This window comes from Sphingobium sp. LB126 (assembly GCF_002795205.1).
Lineage (GTDB): Bacteria > Pseudomonadota > Alphaproteobacteria > Sphingomonadales > Sphingomonadaceae > Sphingobium > Sphingobium chungbukense.
Genome location: NZ_NETV01000001.1, coordinates 2,811,018 through 2,827,007, shown reverse-complemented (window position 1 = coordinate 2,827,007; position 15,990 = coordinate 2,811,018). Strand labels below are relative to the sequence as shown.

Annotated in this window: 14 protein-coding genes and 1 tRNA gene; 2 read left to right on the top strand and 13 right to left on the bottom strand. The window is 64.9% G+C overall.

Features of this window, described 5'->3' with window-relative positions; all coding sequences use genetic code 11:
• Positions 1–4: 4 nt before the first annotated feature.
• The 7 genes from CAF53_RS13870 to CAF53_RS13840 all read right to left on the bottom strand — a co-directional run bounded on the left by CAF53_RS13870 (position 5) and on the right by CAF53_RS13840 (position 8,893).
• Complete coding sequence (locus CAF53_RS13870; protein WP_100238360.1) at positions 5–1,219, bottom strand: XrtA/PEP-CTERM system-associated ATPase; 1,215 nt, start codon at positions 1,217–1,219, stop codon at positions 5–7.
• Positions 1,220–1,249: 30 nt separating this feature from the next.
• Positions 1,250–2,836: a hypothetical protein gene (locus CAF53_RS13865; protein WP_100238359.1), complete on the bottom strand. Its 1,587-nt coding sequence runs from the start codon at positions 2,834–2,836 to the stop codon at positions 1,250–1,252.
• Positions 2,836–3,756 (bottom strand): P-loop NTPase, encoded by a 921-nt coding sequence (locus tag CAF53_RS13860; RefSeq protein WP_100238358.1) that lies wholly within the window; start codon positions 3,754–3,756, stop codon positions 2,836–2,838. Before CAF53_RS13860 ends, CAF53_RS13865 begins: the two co-directional genes overlap by 1 nt.
• 12 nt (positions 3,757–3,768) lie before the next feature.
• The gene (locus tag CAF53_RS13855) at positions 3,769–5,280 is read right to left on the bottom strand and encodes an XrtA system polysaccharide chain length determinant (RefSeq protein WP_100238357.1); all 1,512 of its coding nucleotides are present in this window, start codon (positions 5,278–5,280) and stop codon (positions 3,769–3,771) included.
• Between the two features lie 2 nt (positions 5,281–5,282).
• Entirely contained in the window at positions 5,283–5,930 is a 648-nt protein-coding gene (locus CAF53_RS13850) for an XrtA/PEP-CTERM system exopolysaccharide export protein (RefSeq protein ID WP_100238356.1), read from the bottom strand.
• A gap of 135 nt (positions 5,931–6,065) precedes the next feature.
• On the bottom strand, positions 6,066–7,298 hold the full coding sequence (locus tag CAF53_RS13845; protein WP_100238355.1) for a pyridoxal-dependent decarboxylase, exosortase A system-associated: 1,233 nt from the start codon (positions 7,296–7,298) through the stop codon (positions 6,066–6,068).
• Positions 7,295–8,893, bottom strand: coding sequence for an acyl-CoA ligase (AMP-forming), exosortase A system-associated (locus CAF53_RS13840; protein WP_242443445.1), 1,599 nt, complete (start codon positions 8,891–8,893; stop codon positions 7,295–7,297). Before CAF53_RS13840 ends, CAF53_RS13845 begins: the two co-directional genes overlap by 4 nt.
• A gap of 49 nt (positions 8,894–8,942) precedes the next feature.
• Between CAF53_RS13840 and CAF53_RS13835 the strand changes: the two genes are divergently transcribed.
• Positions 8,943–9,950 carry a GNAT family N-acetyltransferase gene (locus tag CAF53_RS13835; protein ID WP_100238354.1) on the top strand — a complete coding sequence of 336 codons (1,008 nt, stop codon included), beginning with the start codon at positions 8,943–8,945 and terminating at the stop codon, positions 9,948–9,950.
• A 28-nt stretch (positions 9,951–9,978) separates the two neighbouring features.
• Positions 9,979–10,269: an acyl carrier protein gene (locus CAF53_RS13830; RefSeq protein WP_046766039.1), complete on the top strand. Its 291-nt coding sequence runs from the start codon at positions 9,979–9,981 to the stop codon at positions 10,267–10,269.
• A gap of 231 nt (positions 10,270–10,500) precedes the next feature.
• Here CAF53_RS13830 and trxB read toward each other — a convergent pair whose 3' ends face one another.
• From trxB to CAF53_RS13800, 6 genes are all read right to left on the bottom strand, one after another.
• Entirely contained in the window at positions 10,501–11,463 is a 963-nt protein-coding gene (gene trxB, locus CAF53_RS13825) for a thioredoxin-disulfide reductase (protein WP_100238353.1), read from the bottom strand.
• 184 nt (positions 11,464–11,647) lie between these two features.
• A complete protein-coding gene (locus tag CAF53_RS13820; RefSeq protein WP_046766041.1) occupies positions 11,648–12,385 on the bottom strand; it encodes a peptidase in 738 nt (245 codons plus the stop codon).
• A 24-nt stretch (positions 12,386–12,409) separates the two neighbouring features.
• Positions 12,410–13,279, bottom strand: a complete 870-nt coding sequence (locus tag CAF53_RS13815) for a transglutaminase family protein (protein ID WP_100238352.1) — start codon at positions 13,277–13,279, stop codon at positions 12,410–12,412.
• Between the two features lie 18 nt (positions 13,280–13,297).
• The gene (locus CAF53_RS13810) at positions 13,298–14,230 is read right to left on the bottom strand and encodes an alpha-E domain-containing protein (RefSeq protein ID WP_100238351.1); all 933 of its coding nucleotides are present in this window, start codon (positions 14,228–14,230) and stop codon (positions 13,298–13,300) included.
• A gap of 121 nt (positions 14,231–14,351) precedes the next feature.
• Positions 14,352–15,761 (bottom strand): circularly permuted type 2 ATP-grasp protein, encoded by a 1,410-nt coding sequence (locus CAF53_RS13805; protein ID WP_100238350.1) that lies wholly within the window; start codon positions 15,759–15,761, stop codon positions 14,352–14,354.
• Between the two features lie 116 nt (positions 15,762–15,877).
• Positions 15,878–15,954, bottom strand: a tRNA-Met gene (locus tag CAF53_RS13800).
• Positions 15,955–15,990 lie beyond the last annotated feature (36 nt).

Here is a 15,990-nt window from a genome sequence, read left to right as displayed (position 1 = left end):
GATGTCAGGCAGCGGCACTGTGCTGCGTGTCGCCCATCCGCTCCTCGCGCTCGACCCATTCGACCAGCAGCGTCAGCACCCGGCGCAATGCCGTGTCCTGCTCCGTCACGCGGAATTCCAGCGTGGAGAGCCGCTCCTCGATCAGGGTGAAGCAATCCTTGAGCGCTTCGGGATCGACGGTCGGCACATTGCGGGCAAAGTCATGCTCCGCCCGCAACATATCGATCTCCGCCCGCAGGGACGCGATCTCGTCCAGCAGATGCGCCGCGGGCTCGCTCCGCGCCGCGCGCAACGCCACGACCTCGTCCGACACCGCCGGATCGACGGCGACCGGCACGATCCGCGCTGGCTCGGCCAGCTCTTCCGCCTCGTCCAGCACGCTATGCGCCATCGGTTCGGGCGTCACATCGGCGTCGGCACCCATATCGGCCACGACCGCATAGACCACCTCGGCATCGATCACCGACAACTGGTCCAACGCGCCCAGCAGCAGCACGCGGCTCACCAGCACATTGATCCGGCGCGGCACGCCGCCCGTCGCGGCGTAGATGGCGGCGAAGGCTTCCGGCGTGAATTGCGGATCGCCCTGCCAGCCGACCAGCGACAGGCGATGCAGGATATAGGGCTCGACCTCCCGTCGCATCATCGGGTCGAGATGATGGGTGGCGATCACGCGCTGGCGAAGCTGTTCCAGTTCCGGCGATTTCAGCAGGTCGCGGAATTCCGGCTGGCCCAGCAGGAAGATCTGCAACAGCGATTGCCCGCCCAACTGGAAGTTGGAGAGCATCCGCAATTCCTCGATGGCCGAGATGGGCAGGTTCTGCGCCTCGTCCACGATCAGCAGCGACCGCTTGCCCGCCCGCGCCTGTGCATGCAGCCAGCCTTCTATCTGCTTCAAAATCTGTGCCTTGGGCATGCCGTCGACCGCCAGGCCGAAGCTCTGCGCGGCGAGGCGCAGCATGTCGTCGCCCTCGACCTGGGTCGAGACGATCTTCACCGCCGTCAGCCGCGAAGGATCGATGGTGTTCATGAGGTGCCCGACCAGCGTGGTCTTGCCGGCGCCGATGTCGCCGGTGATGACGATGAAGCCCTCCCCCTGCGCCAGGCCATAACCGAGATAGGATAGTGCCTTGCGATGGGTCGCGCTCTCGAAATAGAAATGCGGGTCCGGCGTGAGCTGGAACGGCCGTCCCTGCAATCCGTAGAACTGATCGTACATGTCTATCTCTCCACCCTGTCGGGCATTGGCTTAAAATGTGTAGCGAAGGCCAAGCTGGCCCATGGCGTTGATGACGGCGTCCAGCTTGTCCGCCTTGGCGCTGTCGATGCCGACCGAGGCCGACGCCTGCAAATTGCGGGTGACGAGCCGGTAATAGCTGGTGAAGGCGCCCAGGTTCAGCACGTCCAGGCGATTGCCGCTGGCGTCGAAATAATTGGCGTAGACCGCCGTATCGATGCTCGACTGGCTGTCCACGCGATAGGTGAGCGAGGCGTTGCCGTACCAGTTCTGGTCGCGCGTGCCCCGGGCGAACAGCGTCTCGCCCGAGGGCGTCACGAACTTGCGCTGCGAATAGCCAAGGCCAATGCCCATGCCCCAGGGACCACGCTCCGCCGCGAATTGCGCGGCAACGCCGCGATAGCGGAAATTGGCGCCCGTCACGCCCGCCAGCGCATCGTTGAAGCATTGTCCGCCACCGGTGGTGGAGAAGGCGCAGCCGGTGAAATCGCCGGTGAAGGGATTGCGCACGATATTGAGGTCGCTGCCGGACAGCGCCGCCACATCGGATGTGATGACCCGTCCGAAACTGTCGATGCCATCGAACACCACCAGCGCGAAGCTCTTGTTCCGCCCCTGCCAGACGAAGCTGCCCGAATAGGTCATGCCGCCATAGCGCTCGCCCACCCGCGCGGTCAGCGAGGTGCGGTGGCTCGGCCGCCAGAGCACGCCGACGTCCCAGATGATATCGTCGAAATCGTAGAGGAGCTGGCGCGGCGAATTTTCGTCGGTGACATAGCGTCCGCTGGAGGAGATCACCGGCACACCGTTGGAGTCCAATAACGGCGACCTCTGGCTGATCCCGATCTTTTCATAACCGACGCCGCCGATCAGGGCGACCGTAGGCGATACCGGCAGCGTGGCGTCCAATCGCGCCCATTTGTCCTCGAACCGCTGGTCGAGCTGGCTCGCATCCTCCCGGCTGTATCCCGCGCTGGCGACCAGGCCCAGCGGCATCCACACGCCCGGGCCCACGCCCACCGATCCCATCAGATCATGCGTCGTCGAATCCGCGAACGAACTTCCTCGCGGCGCGCCGGGGAAGTCGACATTCACGTCATCCTCGACCCGCGCATAGCCCAGCCGATAGGAAGCGCCGAGGTCCAGATCGCCGAGCCGCGTCGTATAGGACGGCCCGACATAGCCGGCATAGACCTGGCTGCTGTAACCGTCATTGCGCACCGAAGCGCCGGACAGCCCATCGGTCCGCACCCGGGTCGCCAGACCACCCGCGTTCAGCGTCAGCCCCCGCGCAACACTATATCGCCCGCTGACGATGCCGCTGATGATATCCTGATCGCCAAGGTCGCCGCCCCAGCCGAAGCTGTGGGCATATTGCAGGTCCGCCGACGCCTCCATGCGCCGCGTCTGGATGCCGGCCGTCACGCCCGCGGTGACGTTGGTATAGGTCAGCACATCGCCGCCGCCCTTGATCGGCGCGACCACGACCTGATCGATGCCGAGATAGGGCGTGACGTCGACCTTGTACTGCTCGTCGCGCGCAAGGGCGGGCGAGGTCAAGGCGATCCCCGCGAGAAGAAGGGCGATGCGAGACATCATTATCCCGCATTCCCCTGGCCATAATAGCTGCCGAAACGGCGCCCGTTATTGGCGAAGTTCACACCGTTCAGGAGCAGCTTCACCTTTGACGCGCCCTTGAGCAGGCTGGCGGCATCGCGCAGCGCGCTTTCCGTGGTCCGGTCCGCCCGCACCACCAGCAGCGCGATAGCGGCATGGCCCACCAGAACCGCCGCCGGAGACGCGGCCAGCAAGGGTGGCGAATCGAACAGGATGATGCGGTCGGGGCGGCCTTCGGTCAGGCTATTGAGAAGCATTTCCGTGCGTGCGGAGGCCAGATATTCGGTGTCGTTGTTGCTCCGCCGTCCGGCGGGAAGGATGGAGAGGGAGGGGATGTCCGTCCGCACCACGATATTCTCTATGGCGATCGCCGGATCGGCCAGCGCGTCCATCAGGCCCGGCCCCGCCTCCAGCCCCAACGCCTCGGGAATCCCCGGCTTGCCGAAATCGGCGTCGACCAGCAGGATTTCCCGGTCCTTCTCCGCCGCCAAACTGAGCGCCAGATTGATCGCGCAGAAGCTCTTGCCCTCCCCACTGTGCGCCGAGCAGACGAGCACGCGATTGCCCCGGACATTGCCCGCCAGTTCAGCCAGCAGGTCGCGCTTGAGCAGGCGAAATTCCTCGCTCATCGCGGTGACGGGACCGTCGGGGAGCAGATAGCCCGCCTCGACCAGCGCGATCCGGTCGACGGGCTGCACCGGTCCCGTCCAGTCCGATGCGCGATAACGCGTGTCCGGCTGCTCCACAGCGACCGGTGCGGACTGGGCGACCGCAATGACGGGCTCGTCGTCCGGCACCTCGACCGGAGGCGCCGTCCGGCCACGCAGGGCCGCGTTGAAATCGTAGATTTCGGTCGCCCGCTCGATCAGCGATCCGCCGGAAAGGGACTTCATCTTGTTCATCGTCCGTCCCCTTCAGGCCATTCCACGCTGGACAAATTCGATGACGACGAGCAGCAGGCACAGCGCCGCCAGCCCCCCGCTCGCGCCGGCAAACCATTTCAGCCGCTGCTTCTCCACCGCGACCTGCGCGGCGCTGACGGTCTGGCTGATCGATCCGATCACGGGCACGCCCAGCGCCTTTTCCAGCCGCGCCGCATTGGGGAAGCCGCCCTTCAACTGCGCCATGGCAAAAGCCGTGCCGACGCCGGCGCCGATCCCCAGGACCAACACGCCCAGGAGCAGCAGCGGCCGGTTGGGCGCGTCGGGCACGGTCGGCAGATTGGGCGGATTGATGACGCGGAACTGGATCGATCCGGTTTCCGACTTCACGTCGCCGCGCAGGCGGATTTCCTCCCGGTCGGCGAGCATCTTGTCATATTGGGTCTTGAGCACCTGATAGTCGCGGTCGAGCCGTTCCTGCTCGGCGGCGAGACCCGGTTCGTCGGTCTGGCGAGAGGCCATGGCGTTGAGGTCCGCCTGCAACTGCGCCTTGCGGGCCGAAAGCCCCTGCACCGTCGCGGCACGCTCCGCCTGCATCGACCGGATCGAGAGATAGGCGGGGTTGGGCGTGCTGCCCGCGCCGCCGCCGCCCTGCCCGCGCAGCAGGTCGACCTGCCGCTGCGCCGAGATCATATCGGGATGGCTGCTGGTGAAGCCGCGCGCCCGCATGGAGGCAAGGTCGGCCTGCGCCTGGGACAGCGCCGAAGGTCCACCCGACGCGCCCACGCCCGGCAAGGTCTGCGGCGTGCCCGCCAACTGGCCGTTCATGGCCGCCAGGGCACTTTGCGCCTGCACAAGCTGCGAATCGATCGAATTGATCTCCGACCGGGCGGCATCCATGCGCTGGCCGATCGACCCCGCGCCCGGCAGCATCCCGGCATAGCGCTGCTCGAATTCGACCCGGCGCTGTTCGGCGGCGGCAAGCTGCTTGCCGCGCCCTTCCAGTTGCTGGTCGAGGAAGCTCAGGCTCTGTTTCGTCTCGACCTTGTCGGACGACAGGTTGGTTTCCTGGAAGATGTCGACAAGCTTCTGCACGATCTGCTGCGAAATGCGTGCATTGGCGCCGTCCGACAGGCCGGAATCGGCCCAGGTGGCGCTGATGTCGATCATGCTGGGGTCCAGTTGCGCGACGACCATGATGCCTTCGCGCAGCTTGGTGATCTTCGCCGCCAGATCGCGGGGACCGTCGACCGTCCGGCTGAGGTCGGTTTCCTTGACCACCCGTTCCAGATTGGCGGTGCTGGCCAGCGTCTGGCGCACCCGGTCCAGGTCCTGCTGCGACTGGAGCTGGGTGATACCCACCTTGTCCTCCAGCAGCGACTGGGTGTTCACATAGACCCGTGCCTTGGACTCATAACTATTGGGAATGAGCGCCACGCCCAGCCAGCCGGCCAGGCACACGCCCCAGGCAACGCCCAGCGCCAGCCAGCGACGGGTCCATAGGCCATGCAGGATGACGAGCAGTTCGTCGACCAGCGCCGCCATGGTCAGAACATGCTTTCGGGAATGATGATGACGTCGCCGGGCGCCAGCATGACATTGGCCTTGCTGTCGCCGCGCTTCAGCAGATCGCCGATGCGGAGCTGATATTCGTCCTGCTTGGCGGTTTCGCGGTTGAACCGCACCAGCCGCGCCTTGTTGCCCGCCGCATATTCGCTGAGCCCGCCGACGGAAATCATCGCATCGAGCAGCGTCATGTTCGCGCGGAACGGGATGGAGGCGGGCTTTTCCCTCGCGCCGACGATCCGCACCTGCTGACTGAAGGTGCCGGAGAAATTGTTGACGATCACCGACACCAGCGGATTTTCGATATATTTGCCGAGCGCGACCTTGAGGTCGTCGGCCAGTTGCTTGGGCGTCTTGCCCACGGCAGGCATATCCGAAATCAGCGGCGTGGTGATGCGCCCGTCGGGCCGCACCTGGACCTTCGCGCCCAGATCGGGATTGCGCCACACGAAGATGGTGAGGTCGTCGAGCGGACCGATGATATATTCCTCGCCCGGCCCCTCCTGCGTCGAGACGAAGGCGGCCGGCGGCAGATTCGGCGCGCTTCCCCCACCGGAGGCGCAGCCAGAAAGGGCGACCGCAGGCAGCGACACGCCGATCAGAGCCCGGGAAACCGACTGGAAACGCATGGTCTTCACCCTCTTGCTTGCTTGCCGCGCGCACAGGGCCGCCAAGGGACAAGGCGGACCGTCGGGCACGGGGCTTTGACCGCCTTCATGCCCGCAAAGGGTAAAAATAGCGTTAGGAGTTAAGTTGTTGGCAAATCAGTCAAGTAATAGCTGTTGAGGACTTGGGTGGCCAAGAAAAGCCGCGGGGCTGGCGGAGGCTCCATAGGCCCCCGCAAGGAAGATCGCGATCAGGTCGCCTTCCTCCACCGGCGGCAGCGCCACCTTGTCGCCAAGCCTGTCGATCGGGGTGCAGAGACACCCCACGACCGTTACGGCCTCCTGCGCCGGCCCCTCCCCGAAGCGGTTGGCGACGGCGATGGGATAATTGCGCCGGACCACCGTGCCGAAATTGCCGCTGGCCGCCAATTGATGGTGCAGCCCCCCGTCGACCACGACAAAAGTTTCGCCCTGGCTTTTCTTCACGTCTATTATGCGGGTCAGGTAGACGCCTGCCTCCCCGACCAGCCAGCGGCCAAGCTCCATGGCGAATGCGCTGCCCTTGAGAATATCGGCCCGCGTCTCCAGCAGCCTGCCCAGCGCATCCCCGATCGGCCGGATGTCGAGCCGCTCGTCGCCAGGGAAATAGGGAATGCCGAAGCCGCCGCCCAGATTGACCAGAGACGGCGTCGCCCCGACCGCTTCGGAAAGCCGCGTCGCCAGGCCGATGGTCGCCGCCTGCGTATCGATCAGCGCCTCCGCGCCCAAGGCCTGGCTTCCGGCGAAGATGTGCCATCCGCGCCAGTCCGCGCCCGCATCGATCACCCAGCGCGCCAGATCGGCGGCCCGTTCGGCATCCACGCCGAAGGGCTTGGCCCCGCCGCCCATGCGCATGCCGGAGCCCTTGAGGTCGAAATCCGGGTTCACCCGCACCGCCAGTTTCGGCGTCCTGCCTCGCTGCTCGCCGAGCGCGATGGCCCGTCGCGCCTCGCCTTCCGATTCCAGATTGATCGTCGCGCCGCTGTCGATCGCGACGATCAGTTCATCGTCCCGCTTCCCCGGCCCGGCAAAGCTGATATGCGCCGCGTCCATCCCCGCTTCCAGCGCCCGCGTCAGTTCGCCCCCGGAGGCCACGTCGAAGCCGTCGACCAGCTTCGCCATCCGCTCCAGCAAGGGCGCATAGGGGTTGGCCTTCACCGCATAATGAAGCGACAGCATGGACGGCATGGCGTCACGGAAGGCGCGCACCTGTTCCTTCACGATCCCCATGTCATAGACGAACAGCGGCGTGTCGCCGGCTTCGTCGACCAGACTCGCCGCGCCGCTGCCGCCGATCAGCAGCATGCCCTCTTCGCCCGTAAAAAAGGGCGGGATGGGTCCCATCGGTTTCATGCGGCATATTCCCTGGCAAGCGCCACCCGGTCGATCTTGCCGTTGGGATTGCGGGGAAATTCAGACAGCATGACGATCTCGCGGGGTTGCATGAAATTGGGAAGCTCGGCCTTCAGCCGCGCCTCGACTTCGTCCTTCAGTTCGGGGCCCTTCAGTTCGAGCCCCTTTAGTTCGAGCCCGTTTAATTCAAGCGAAGCGCCGCGCAACAGCAAGAGCACCGCCTGACCCAATCGCTCGTCCTTGACGCCCAGCGCCACCGCCTCGGCCACGCCATCGACGGCGACGGCGGCTTCCTCGATCTCGGTCGGGCTGATGCGGTTGCCCGCCGACTTGATCATCGCATCGTCGCGTCCCACGAAAGTGAGCAGGCCTTGGGCATCCCGGCGCACCGTATCGCCCGACCACACCGCCATGCCGCCATAGCGGGAGGCTTTCGGGGCAGGCTTGAACCGCTCCGCCGTCCGCGCTGCGTCCCGCCAATAGCCCTGCGCCACCAGCGGACCGCAATGCACCAGTTCGCCTGGTTCATCATCGTCGGTCACGCTGCCGTCGGGGCGCACCACCAATATCTCGGCATGGGGGATGGCCGATCCCATGCTGTCGGGATGGCTGTCCACCAAGGCGGGCGGCAAATAGGTCGAGCGGAAGGCTTCGGTCAGCCCGTACATGGGATAGAGGTCCGCCTTCGGGAAAAGCGCCCGCAATTTCGCCACGAGGGGCCGGGTCAGCGCTCCGCCGCTGTTGGTGAGGCGCCTGAGCTTCGCCGCAACCTCCTCCGGCCAATCCAGTTCCGTGAGTTGCACCCAGAGCGGCGGCACCCCGGCGAGCGTCGTGATGTCCCGCCGGTCCACCGACTTCACCACGTCGCGCGGCGTCAGATAGTCGAGCGGATAGACGCAACCCCCGGCAAACCAGGTCGAAAGCAACTGATTTTGCCCATAATCGAAGCTGAAGGGCAGCACGCAAAGCGTCCGGTCCTGCGCCGTGAGCCTGAGATAATCGGCTACCGACACCGCCCCCAGCCAGAGATTGGCGTGGCTCAGCATCACGCCCTTGGGCCTGCCGGTAGAGCCGCTGGTGTAGAGGATCGCCGCCAGATCGTCCGGCGCGGCGTCGGATGGGTCCAGCGCGTCTCCGCCGCTCATCGCGCAAGCCGCATCGTCCTCCCGATGGAGGTGGCATGCTTCGGGCACGTCGGTTGGTTCCAGGGTCGCCAGGCGACTCGCCGTTCCGATCAGCAGCGCCGCCCCGCTATCGGCCAATATATGCGCGACCTGGGCATGTTTGAGCAGCGGATTGACCGGCACATGCACCAGCCCGGCGCGCGGCGCCGCGAGCGGCATCAGCGCCGCCACAGGCCCCTTGGCGATCCAGCTTGCGACTCGCGCGCCCTTCTCCAGTCCGAATCCCGCCAGCCAGGCCGCCAGCCGTCCCAGGGTTCTTTCCAGCTCGGCGTAACTCTGGGTGCCGGACCGCCCATCCAGCGCGGGCCGGGCGGGATCGCCGCGCAGCAGGATGTGATCGATGGGCGATATTCGGGCACCATCGACCATCATCGGGCCAGTCATCGCCGCAGGGGAATCGCTTAACTCCATCTCCAGACTTTTTTCCTAAACGCCATGATGTTGCCGGGGAGATAATGGTTTGCTGGTCGCAAGGGAATATCGCAGTGTCATGGAGGCGCGTCAGGCGCTCGGCACCGCGCTCGACCGGACCTCCACGCCCTCGCTGTTCGACCGCATCGACTGGTTCGAATCGCTCCACGAACATTGCTTCGCCGAAACCGATGCCCGCATCATCCAGGCGCTGGAGGGCGAGCATCAGGCATGGCTTTTCCTCGTCTCCCCCAAAGCCGGCCGGCTGAGCGCCCTTGCCAACTGGTACAGCTTCGACTGGACGCCGATCTTCCTGGGCCCGTCCGACCTGACCGTCCGACGTCGCCTGATCGAAGCCGTCGCGCAGAATCTGCTGAAGGACAGCGCCCAGATCAATCTCTATCCGGTGACGGAGGCATCCGGTCTGCTGCTCGACGCGTTCCGCCGCGCGGGCTGGTTCGGCGTCCGGCGGCCGATGGGCGGCCGGCACATATTGCACCTCAATGGCCGCACATTCGAGGAGTATTGGGCGCAAAGGCCCGGTCGCCTGCGCACGCTCATCACGCGCAAAAGCCGCGCCAGCCGCTTCACCCTCAGCATCACCGACAGGCTGACCGATGCGCTGTGGCGCGACTATGTCGCCGTCCATGACCGAAGCTGGAAACAGCCCGAGGCGAACCTTCCCTTCCTCCACGCGCTCGCCGCCAGGGAAAGCGCCGCGGGAACCCTTCGCCTGGGCTTCGCCCGGCTGGAGGAGCAGCCCATCGCCACCCAGCTCTGGACCGTGGAAAACGGCACTGCGCTGATCCACAAGCTGGTCCATGACCAGGCGTTGGACGGCGCATCGCCCGGCAGCCTGCTCAGCCATGCGATGTTCGCCGATGTGATCCGGAACGACCATGTCGCGACGATCGACTATGGTACGGGCGACAATAATTATAAGACCGATTGGATGGAGCAGCGCGAAACGCTCCACCAGCTCGACTTCTTCAATCCCCGGCGGGCCTCCATCTGGCTCCCCGCCGCCCGCGCGGCCATTTCCGCGCTTGTAGGTTAGCGCGGGAACGACTAGGTAGGCGCCCATCATGCGGGCGGACAATAGTCAACCGGTCGACCGGGCAATGGATATCGAAACGATGATGCGCGCCTTGCTGCGCGATGTGCTGGCCTTGTCCCAGGATCGGGTCGACGCCTTCGATGCGGATACGCCGCTCTTCGGCGCCTTGCCCGAGCTCGATTCCATGGCCGTCGCCGGCCTGCTCACCGAAATGGAAGACCGCTTCGGCATCCTGATCGAGGATGAGGATATCGACGGCGACACGTTCGAGACGTTCGGATCGCTGGTCGCCTTCGCGGAGGCCAAGACCGAGGGCTAAACTTGCGGATTTGCGGTGCCGAAGAGCGTGTTTTTGCGCGTTGATGACTTTCTGATGGTTGGTTCGCTAACCTTCTGCTTTCCTTGAAATACAGCGTGCTCCTGCGAAGGCAGGAGTCCAGTTCAGGCGGTGCGATGACCCAAGATGGGCAGGACTGGGCTCCTGCCTTCGCAGGAGCACGGGGTGCTTGATGGCGGGAAGTGGCCATTCATAGCCACCCGCCGAGCCGCTTCATCCCGCCGCGACCGCCTCGAAGTCCGCTTCGGCCAGGAATTTCTCGACATCCAGCGCCGCCATGCAGCCCATGCCGGCCGCCGTCACCGCCTGACGATAGACCTTGTCGCTGACGTCACCCGCCGCGAACACGCCCGGCACGGCGGTCTTCGTCGTGCCCTTCTCGACCAGCAGATAGCCCTCGTCCATCGGCAGCTTGTCGACGAACAGCTCGGTCGCGGGCTGATGCCCGATGGCGACGAAAGCGCCGTCCGTTTCGATATGCGACTTATGGCCCGTCACCGTGTCGATCAGGTCGACGCCCACCAACCCTTCCGGACTGCCGCCGCCGACGAAGCGCTCGACCGCCTGGTTCCACAGCACTTTGATGTTGGGATGCGCGAACAGGCGCTGCTGGAGAATCTTCTCCGCCCGCAGCGAATCGCGGCGGTGGATCAGCGTGACATCATGACTGTGATTGGTGAGGTAGAGCGCTTCCTCGACCGCGGTGTTGCCACCGCCGATCACCACCACCTTCTTGCCGCGATAGAAGAAGCCGTCGCAGGTCGCGCAGGCCGAGACGCCCTTGCCCTGCAAAAGCTGCTCGCCCTCCGCGCCCAGCCACTTGGCCTGCGCGCCGGTCGCGATCACCAGGCTGTCGGCATAATAGAGCGTGCCGCTGTCGCCCTTCAGGCGGAAGGGGCGTTCGCTGAGGTCGACATCAACGATCTGGTCGTACATCATCTGCGCGCCGACATGCTCGGCCTGCGCCTGCATCTGCTCCATCAGCCAGGGGCCCTGGATGACGTCGCGGAAACCGGGATAATTTTCGACATCGGTGGTGATGGTGAGCTGCCCGCCCGGCTGCATGCCCTGCACCACGATCGGCGCCAGGCCCGCACGCGCGCCGTAAATGGCGGCGGACAGGCCGGCCGGGCCGGAACCGAGGATCAGCATGCGGGTCGAATGGGTTGCGGTCATGAACGTCTTTCCGGCTGCGATTCGTGTGTCGGGATGAGATAGGCCAAGCCAGCGGACGCGCAAGCGATGGATTTGCTTGAAGGGGGAGAAGCTGAGCCTCTTTGTCTCCCCTTCCCCCCGCTGTCGTCATCCCAGCCTACGCTGGGATGACGATTAGTGTTGGGTAGGCAGGTGAGGGAGGAACTTAATCGATCACGTTGGGCAGGTCTTCGAACCCCTTCCGCAACGCCGCCGACCAGCTATGCGAGAGAAGCTGGAATTCCTCATTGTCCGCCTCGATCCGCGTGCGGACGCGAAAGTCGAACGCGTCGCGCTCGATCACCGTCAGGTCGAGCGGCATGCCCACCGACAGGTTGGACCGCAGCGTCGAATCCATCGATACCAGCACCGCCTTCGTCGCATCCTCCAGGCTGGTTCCGCGCTTGATGATGCGGTCCAGGATGGGCTTGCCATATTTATGCTCGCCGATCTGGAAGAAGGGCGTGTCCTCCGTCGCCTCGATGAAATTGCCAGCCGAATAGATGAGGTAGAGCCGCGGCTTACCCCCCTTGCGCTGGCCGGCGATCAGGATCGAGGCATCCGCCCCCGATCCCTGCATCTCGATCGTGCTGCGATAGCGCCCCTGCATGGTGCACATCGCCTCGCCCACAATCTGCGCGACGCGGTGCATGGTCGGGCAATTGAGAATGGTTTCGATCTCAGGATCAAGTGCCGCGTCCTTGATCGCGCGGCCCAGCATCGCCTTCACCCCCTGGGTGATCGACAGATTGCCCGAACACATCATGGTGATCGCGCGTTCGCCCGGCACGCTGTAGGTGAAGCTTTTCCGGAAGCGCGCAATATTGTCCATTCCCGCATTGGTGCGGGTGTCGGACAGCATGACCAGTCCCTGGTCGACGCGCACCGCCACACAATAAGTCATGGGCCCAAGGGCTCCTATCGTCGTTCAACCCTGCGCGGTGGCCTGCGTGCTTTGTTGTTGCTGCCGTTGCAGCTGCCGCTCCTCCACCCCATCCTCCGCCTGCGCGATCCGGACGTCCGCGTCAATCCAGATATCGCCCGCGACCGTCACCGAACCCCGAATCGGCGCAGCCTCATCCGCGTCCAGCCCGCAGGCGATCCGCAGATAGCGCTCCGTCACGCAGACCCGGTTGGACGGATCGAACCCGACCCAGCCCAGTTCGGGTACGAACGCCTCCGCCCAGCCATGGGTTTCGTGCAGCACGTCGCCCTCGTCGGCCAGCAGATAGCCCGACACATAGCGGGCCGGAATTCCCATGGCCCGCGCGCCGGCGATGAAGACCTGCGCATGGTCCTGACAGACCCCCGCCCCCAGCGCGAAAGCCTCCGCCGCCGTGGTGTTCGCTGTCGTGACGCCGCTGCGATAGGCGACCGCATCGCTCACCGCCGCCGACAGGGCGTGGAGCCGCGCCAGCGGGCCATCCTCATCGGGCAAGTCGAGCGCCATCGCCCTGATCCCTTCGGACGCACTCGTCAGCCGCGTATCCCGCAGGAAATAGCGCGGATCGACCCGGCTACCCAGCCAGCCCAGAACGCCGTGGCTTTCCCGCGTCTCGACCAGCCCTTCGGCGACGATCACGGCATTGTCCGTCCGGTCATGGCGAACCCAGATCGCCTCCATCTCGCCATAGCTGTTGGGACGGAAGCCGGTCAGCGGCTCATCATTCACGCTGACCTGCCAGTCCAGCACCTTCTGGGCCGGCGTGTCGACGGGCATCAGCTTCAGCCGCATCGCCACGCGTCCGGCCGCGGCCTCATATCGGTAGACCGTCTGATGGCGGACGAGCAGTTTCATGGAAGCCCCCTTCCCCGCTCAGCCGAAATGATAGGCCTGGGCGATCTCCACGCCCAGCCGGTTGGTGCGCGTCAGGCCGTTCTGCACCGTCTCGTGCAGGCCGGCCCGGAAAATCTCGCCGCTGTCCAGCTTCTCCAGATCCGCCACCATCTCCCGCACCGTTTCATGGCAGTCGGCGCGCGCATTGTGCCATCCCGCCAGCCGGTTCAGCCGATAGGCAAGCTGGTCGTAGCAATAGGCGATGCTGCGCGGAAACAACCGGTTCAGCACGAGAAAGTCGGTGATCTGCCAGGGCGTGTAGGTGCCGCCATAGATATGGTGGAAGGCGCGCGCGCCCGACAGCGCATAGAGCACCGACGTCCACTGATAATGGTCGCGATTGCCGCCCACCACCTCGGTCTCCGGCAACAGCACATAATATTTGACGTCCAGCAGGCGCAGCGTCATCTGCGCCCGCTCCAGCGCCGACCCGGTGCGCAGGAAATCATGCCCCTCATTGCGGAGCTGTCCCGAATGGGCCGCGCCGCGAAAGGTCATCACCCGCGTCTTCACCCAGTCGATCAGGGCGGGAAGCTGCTGCCGCGCCTCCGCCACATCATAGCTGTCGAGCTTGCGCCAGCCTTCGTTCAGCGCTTCCCACATGTCCTGCGTCAGCATGGTGCGCGCGGACTTGGCGTTGGCGCGGGCTTTCAGCAGGCAGGAGCGGATGGAGGAGGGATTGTCCAGATCCAGCATCAGGAAGGCGATGGCGTCGCTCTCCGTCACCTGCGCGCCTTCGGGGAAATGGTTGAGCGCGCCCGTGGCCCGCACCACGGAGCGCCACTCGTCGCGATGATGTGCGCCGGGCAGGATCGCCATGCGCTGGCCCATGGTCAGCAGGCGGGCGGTGGCCTCGGCCCGCTCCATGTAGCGGGCCATCCAGAAGAGATTTTCGGCGGTCCGGCTCAGCATGAAGGCACCTCCGTCATCCCAGCGAAAGCTGGGATCTCAGGCGAGAAGGCACAGCATAGCCGCACGAGATCCCAGCTTTCGCTGGGATGACGGAGAAAGAAAAGGGACAGGTCCACCATCATCAATCCTGCAACACCCACGTATCCTTCACCCCGCCCCCCTGGCTGGAGTTCACCACCAGCGATCCTTCGGTCAGCGCCACCCGCGTCAGCCCGCCCGGCACCAGCCTGATCTGCTTGCCCACCAGGCAATAGGGGCGGAAATCCGCATGCCGCCCGACCACCGCCGCCGGGCCGAGTGTCGGCACGGTCGACAGGTCCAGTGTCGGCTGGGCGATGAACTCGCCCGGATTGGCTCTGATCCGATCGGCATAGGCAGCGACCTCGTCCTTGGTCGACTTCGGCCCGATCAGCATGCCGTAGCCGCCCGATCCATGGACTTCCTTGGCCACCAGATCGTGCAGATTCTCCAGCACATAGGCGCATTCGTCCGGCTTGCCGCACTGCCAGGTCTGGATATTGTCCAGGATCGGCTGCTCGCCCAGATAGAAGCGGATCATTTCCGGCACATAGATATACACGGCCTTGTCGTCCGCGATCCCCGATCCCGGCGCGGAGGCCAACGTCACGCCGCCGTTGCGATAGACGTTGAAGATGCCCGGCACACCCAGCAGGCTGTCGGGCCGGAACACCAGCGGATCGATATATTCGTCGTCGATGCGGCGATAGATGACGTCGACCGCCTTGGGCCCCAGCGTGGTCTTCATCCACACCCGGTCATTGTCCACGAACAGGTCCGCCGGTTCGACCAGTTCCACGCCCATCAGGTCGGCGAGGAAGCTGTGTTCATAATAAGCGCTGTTGAGCGAGCCCGGCGTCAGCACCACCACCACCGGATCGCCCTTGCACGCCGGGGGCGCGACTTCCTTCAGGCTCTTGAGCAGTTCCGCCGGATAATCGTCGACCGGCGCCACTATCCCCTGCGCGAACAGTTCGGGGAACATGCGCGTCATGATCTCACGGTTTTCGAGCATGTAGGAGACGCCCGACGGCGTGCGGCAATTATCCTCCAGCACCTCGAACCGGGTCGGGCCGGTGCGCACGATGTCGATGCCGACAATATGGCTGTACACCTTCCCGGGCGGGGTGAAGTCGGCCATTTCCGCCAGATAGGCGCTGTTCCGGTAGATGATGTCGGCGGGCATGATCCCCGCCTTCACGATCTCGCCCCGATGATAGACGTCGTGGAGGAAGGCGTTCAGGGCCCGCGCCCGCTGGCGGATACCCCTATCCAGCACCCGCCATTCCTGGCCGGTGAAGATGCGGGGCAGCAGGTCGAACGGGATCAGCCGTTCCGGATCGCCCCCTTCGCCATAGACCGCGAAAGTGATGCCGATCCGCCGGAAAATCGCCTCCGCCTCATCCATTCGACGATTGAGCCCGGCAATGCCCGTCCGCTCCACCCAATTCTGCACTTCCGCGTAGCAGGGGCGTATCGAACCATCCGGCTCAAACATTTCATGGAAGGGCAAAGCGTCGATCCTCCCTCAGCCAGAATGGCTAATTGTGCATTGCAACATTAGTGCAATAGGGACGAACGAATGCAAGCGGAAAATCCGCAGACCGCCTATAAAGAGGACTGTTGAAGTGGTAGCGGAGGAGGGACTTGAACCCCCGACACGCGGATTATGATTCCGCTGCTCTAACCAGCTGAGCTACTCCGCCCCATGGGCATCCGCCGGGCAGTGCCCTGCGGTGAGG

What these genes read in the sequence shown, in the direction of transcription:
- CAF53_RS13870 (WP_100238360.1), bottom strand. Translation starts at nt 1,219, where the DNA reads ATGTACGATCAGTTCTACGGATTGCAGGGACGGCCGTTCCAGCTCACG.
- CAF53_RS13865 (WP_100238359.1), bottom strand. Translation starts at nt 2,836, where the DNA reads ATGATGTCTCGCATCGCCCTTCTTCTCGCGGGGATCGCCTTGACCTCG.
- CAF53_RS13860 (WP_100238358.1), bottom strand. Translation starts at nt 3,756, where the DNA reads ATGAACAAGATGAAGTCCCTTTCCGGCGGATCGCTGATCGAGCGGGCG.
- CAF53_RS13855 (WP_100238357.1), bottom strand. Translation starts at nt 5,280, where the DNA reads ATGGCGGCGCTGGTCGACGAACTGCTCGTCATCCTGCATGGCCTATGG.
- CAF53_RS13850 (WP_100238356.1), bottom strand. Translation starts at nt 5,930, where the DNA reads ATGCGTTTCCAGTCGGTTTCCCGGGCTCTGATCGGCGTGTCGCTGCCT.
- CAF53_RS13845 (WP_100238355.1), bottom strand. Translation starts at nt 7,298, where the DNA reads ATGAAACCGATGGGACCCATCCCGCCCTTTTTTACGGGCGAAGAGGGC.
- CAF53_RS13840 (WP_242443445.1), bottom strand. Translation starts at nt 8,893, where the DNA reads ATGGAGTTAAGCGATTCCCCTGCGGCGATGACTGGCCCGATGATGGTC.
- CAF53_RS13830 (WP_046766039.1), top strand. Translation starts at nt 9,979, where the DNA reads ATGCGGGCGGACAATAGTCAACCGGTCGACCGGGCAATGGATATCGAA.
- trxB (WP_100238353.1), bottom strand. Translation starts at nt 11,463, where the DNA reads ATGACCGCAACCCATTCGACCCGCATGCTGATCCTCGGTTCCGGCCCG.
- CAF53_RS13820 (WP_046766041.1), bottom strand. Translation starts at nt 12,385, where the DNA reads ATGACTTATTGTGTGGCGGTGCGCGTCGACCAGGGACTGGTCATGCTG.
- CAF53_RS13815 (WP_100238352.1), bottom strand. Translation starts at nt 13,279, where the DNA reads ATGAAACTGCTCGTCCGCCATCAGACGGTCTACCGATATGAGGCCGCG.
- CAF53_RS13810 (WP_100238351.1), bottom strand. Translation starts at nt 14,230, where the DNA reads ATGCTGAGCCGGACCGCCGAAAATCTCTTCTGGATGGCCCGCTACATG.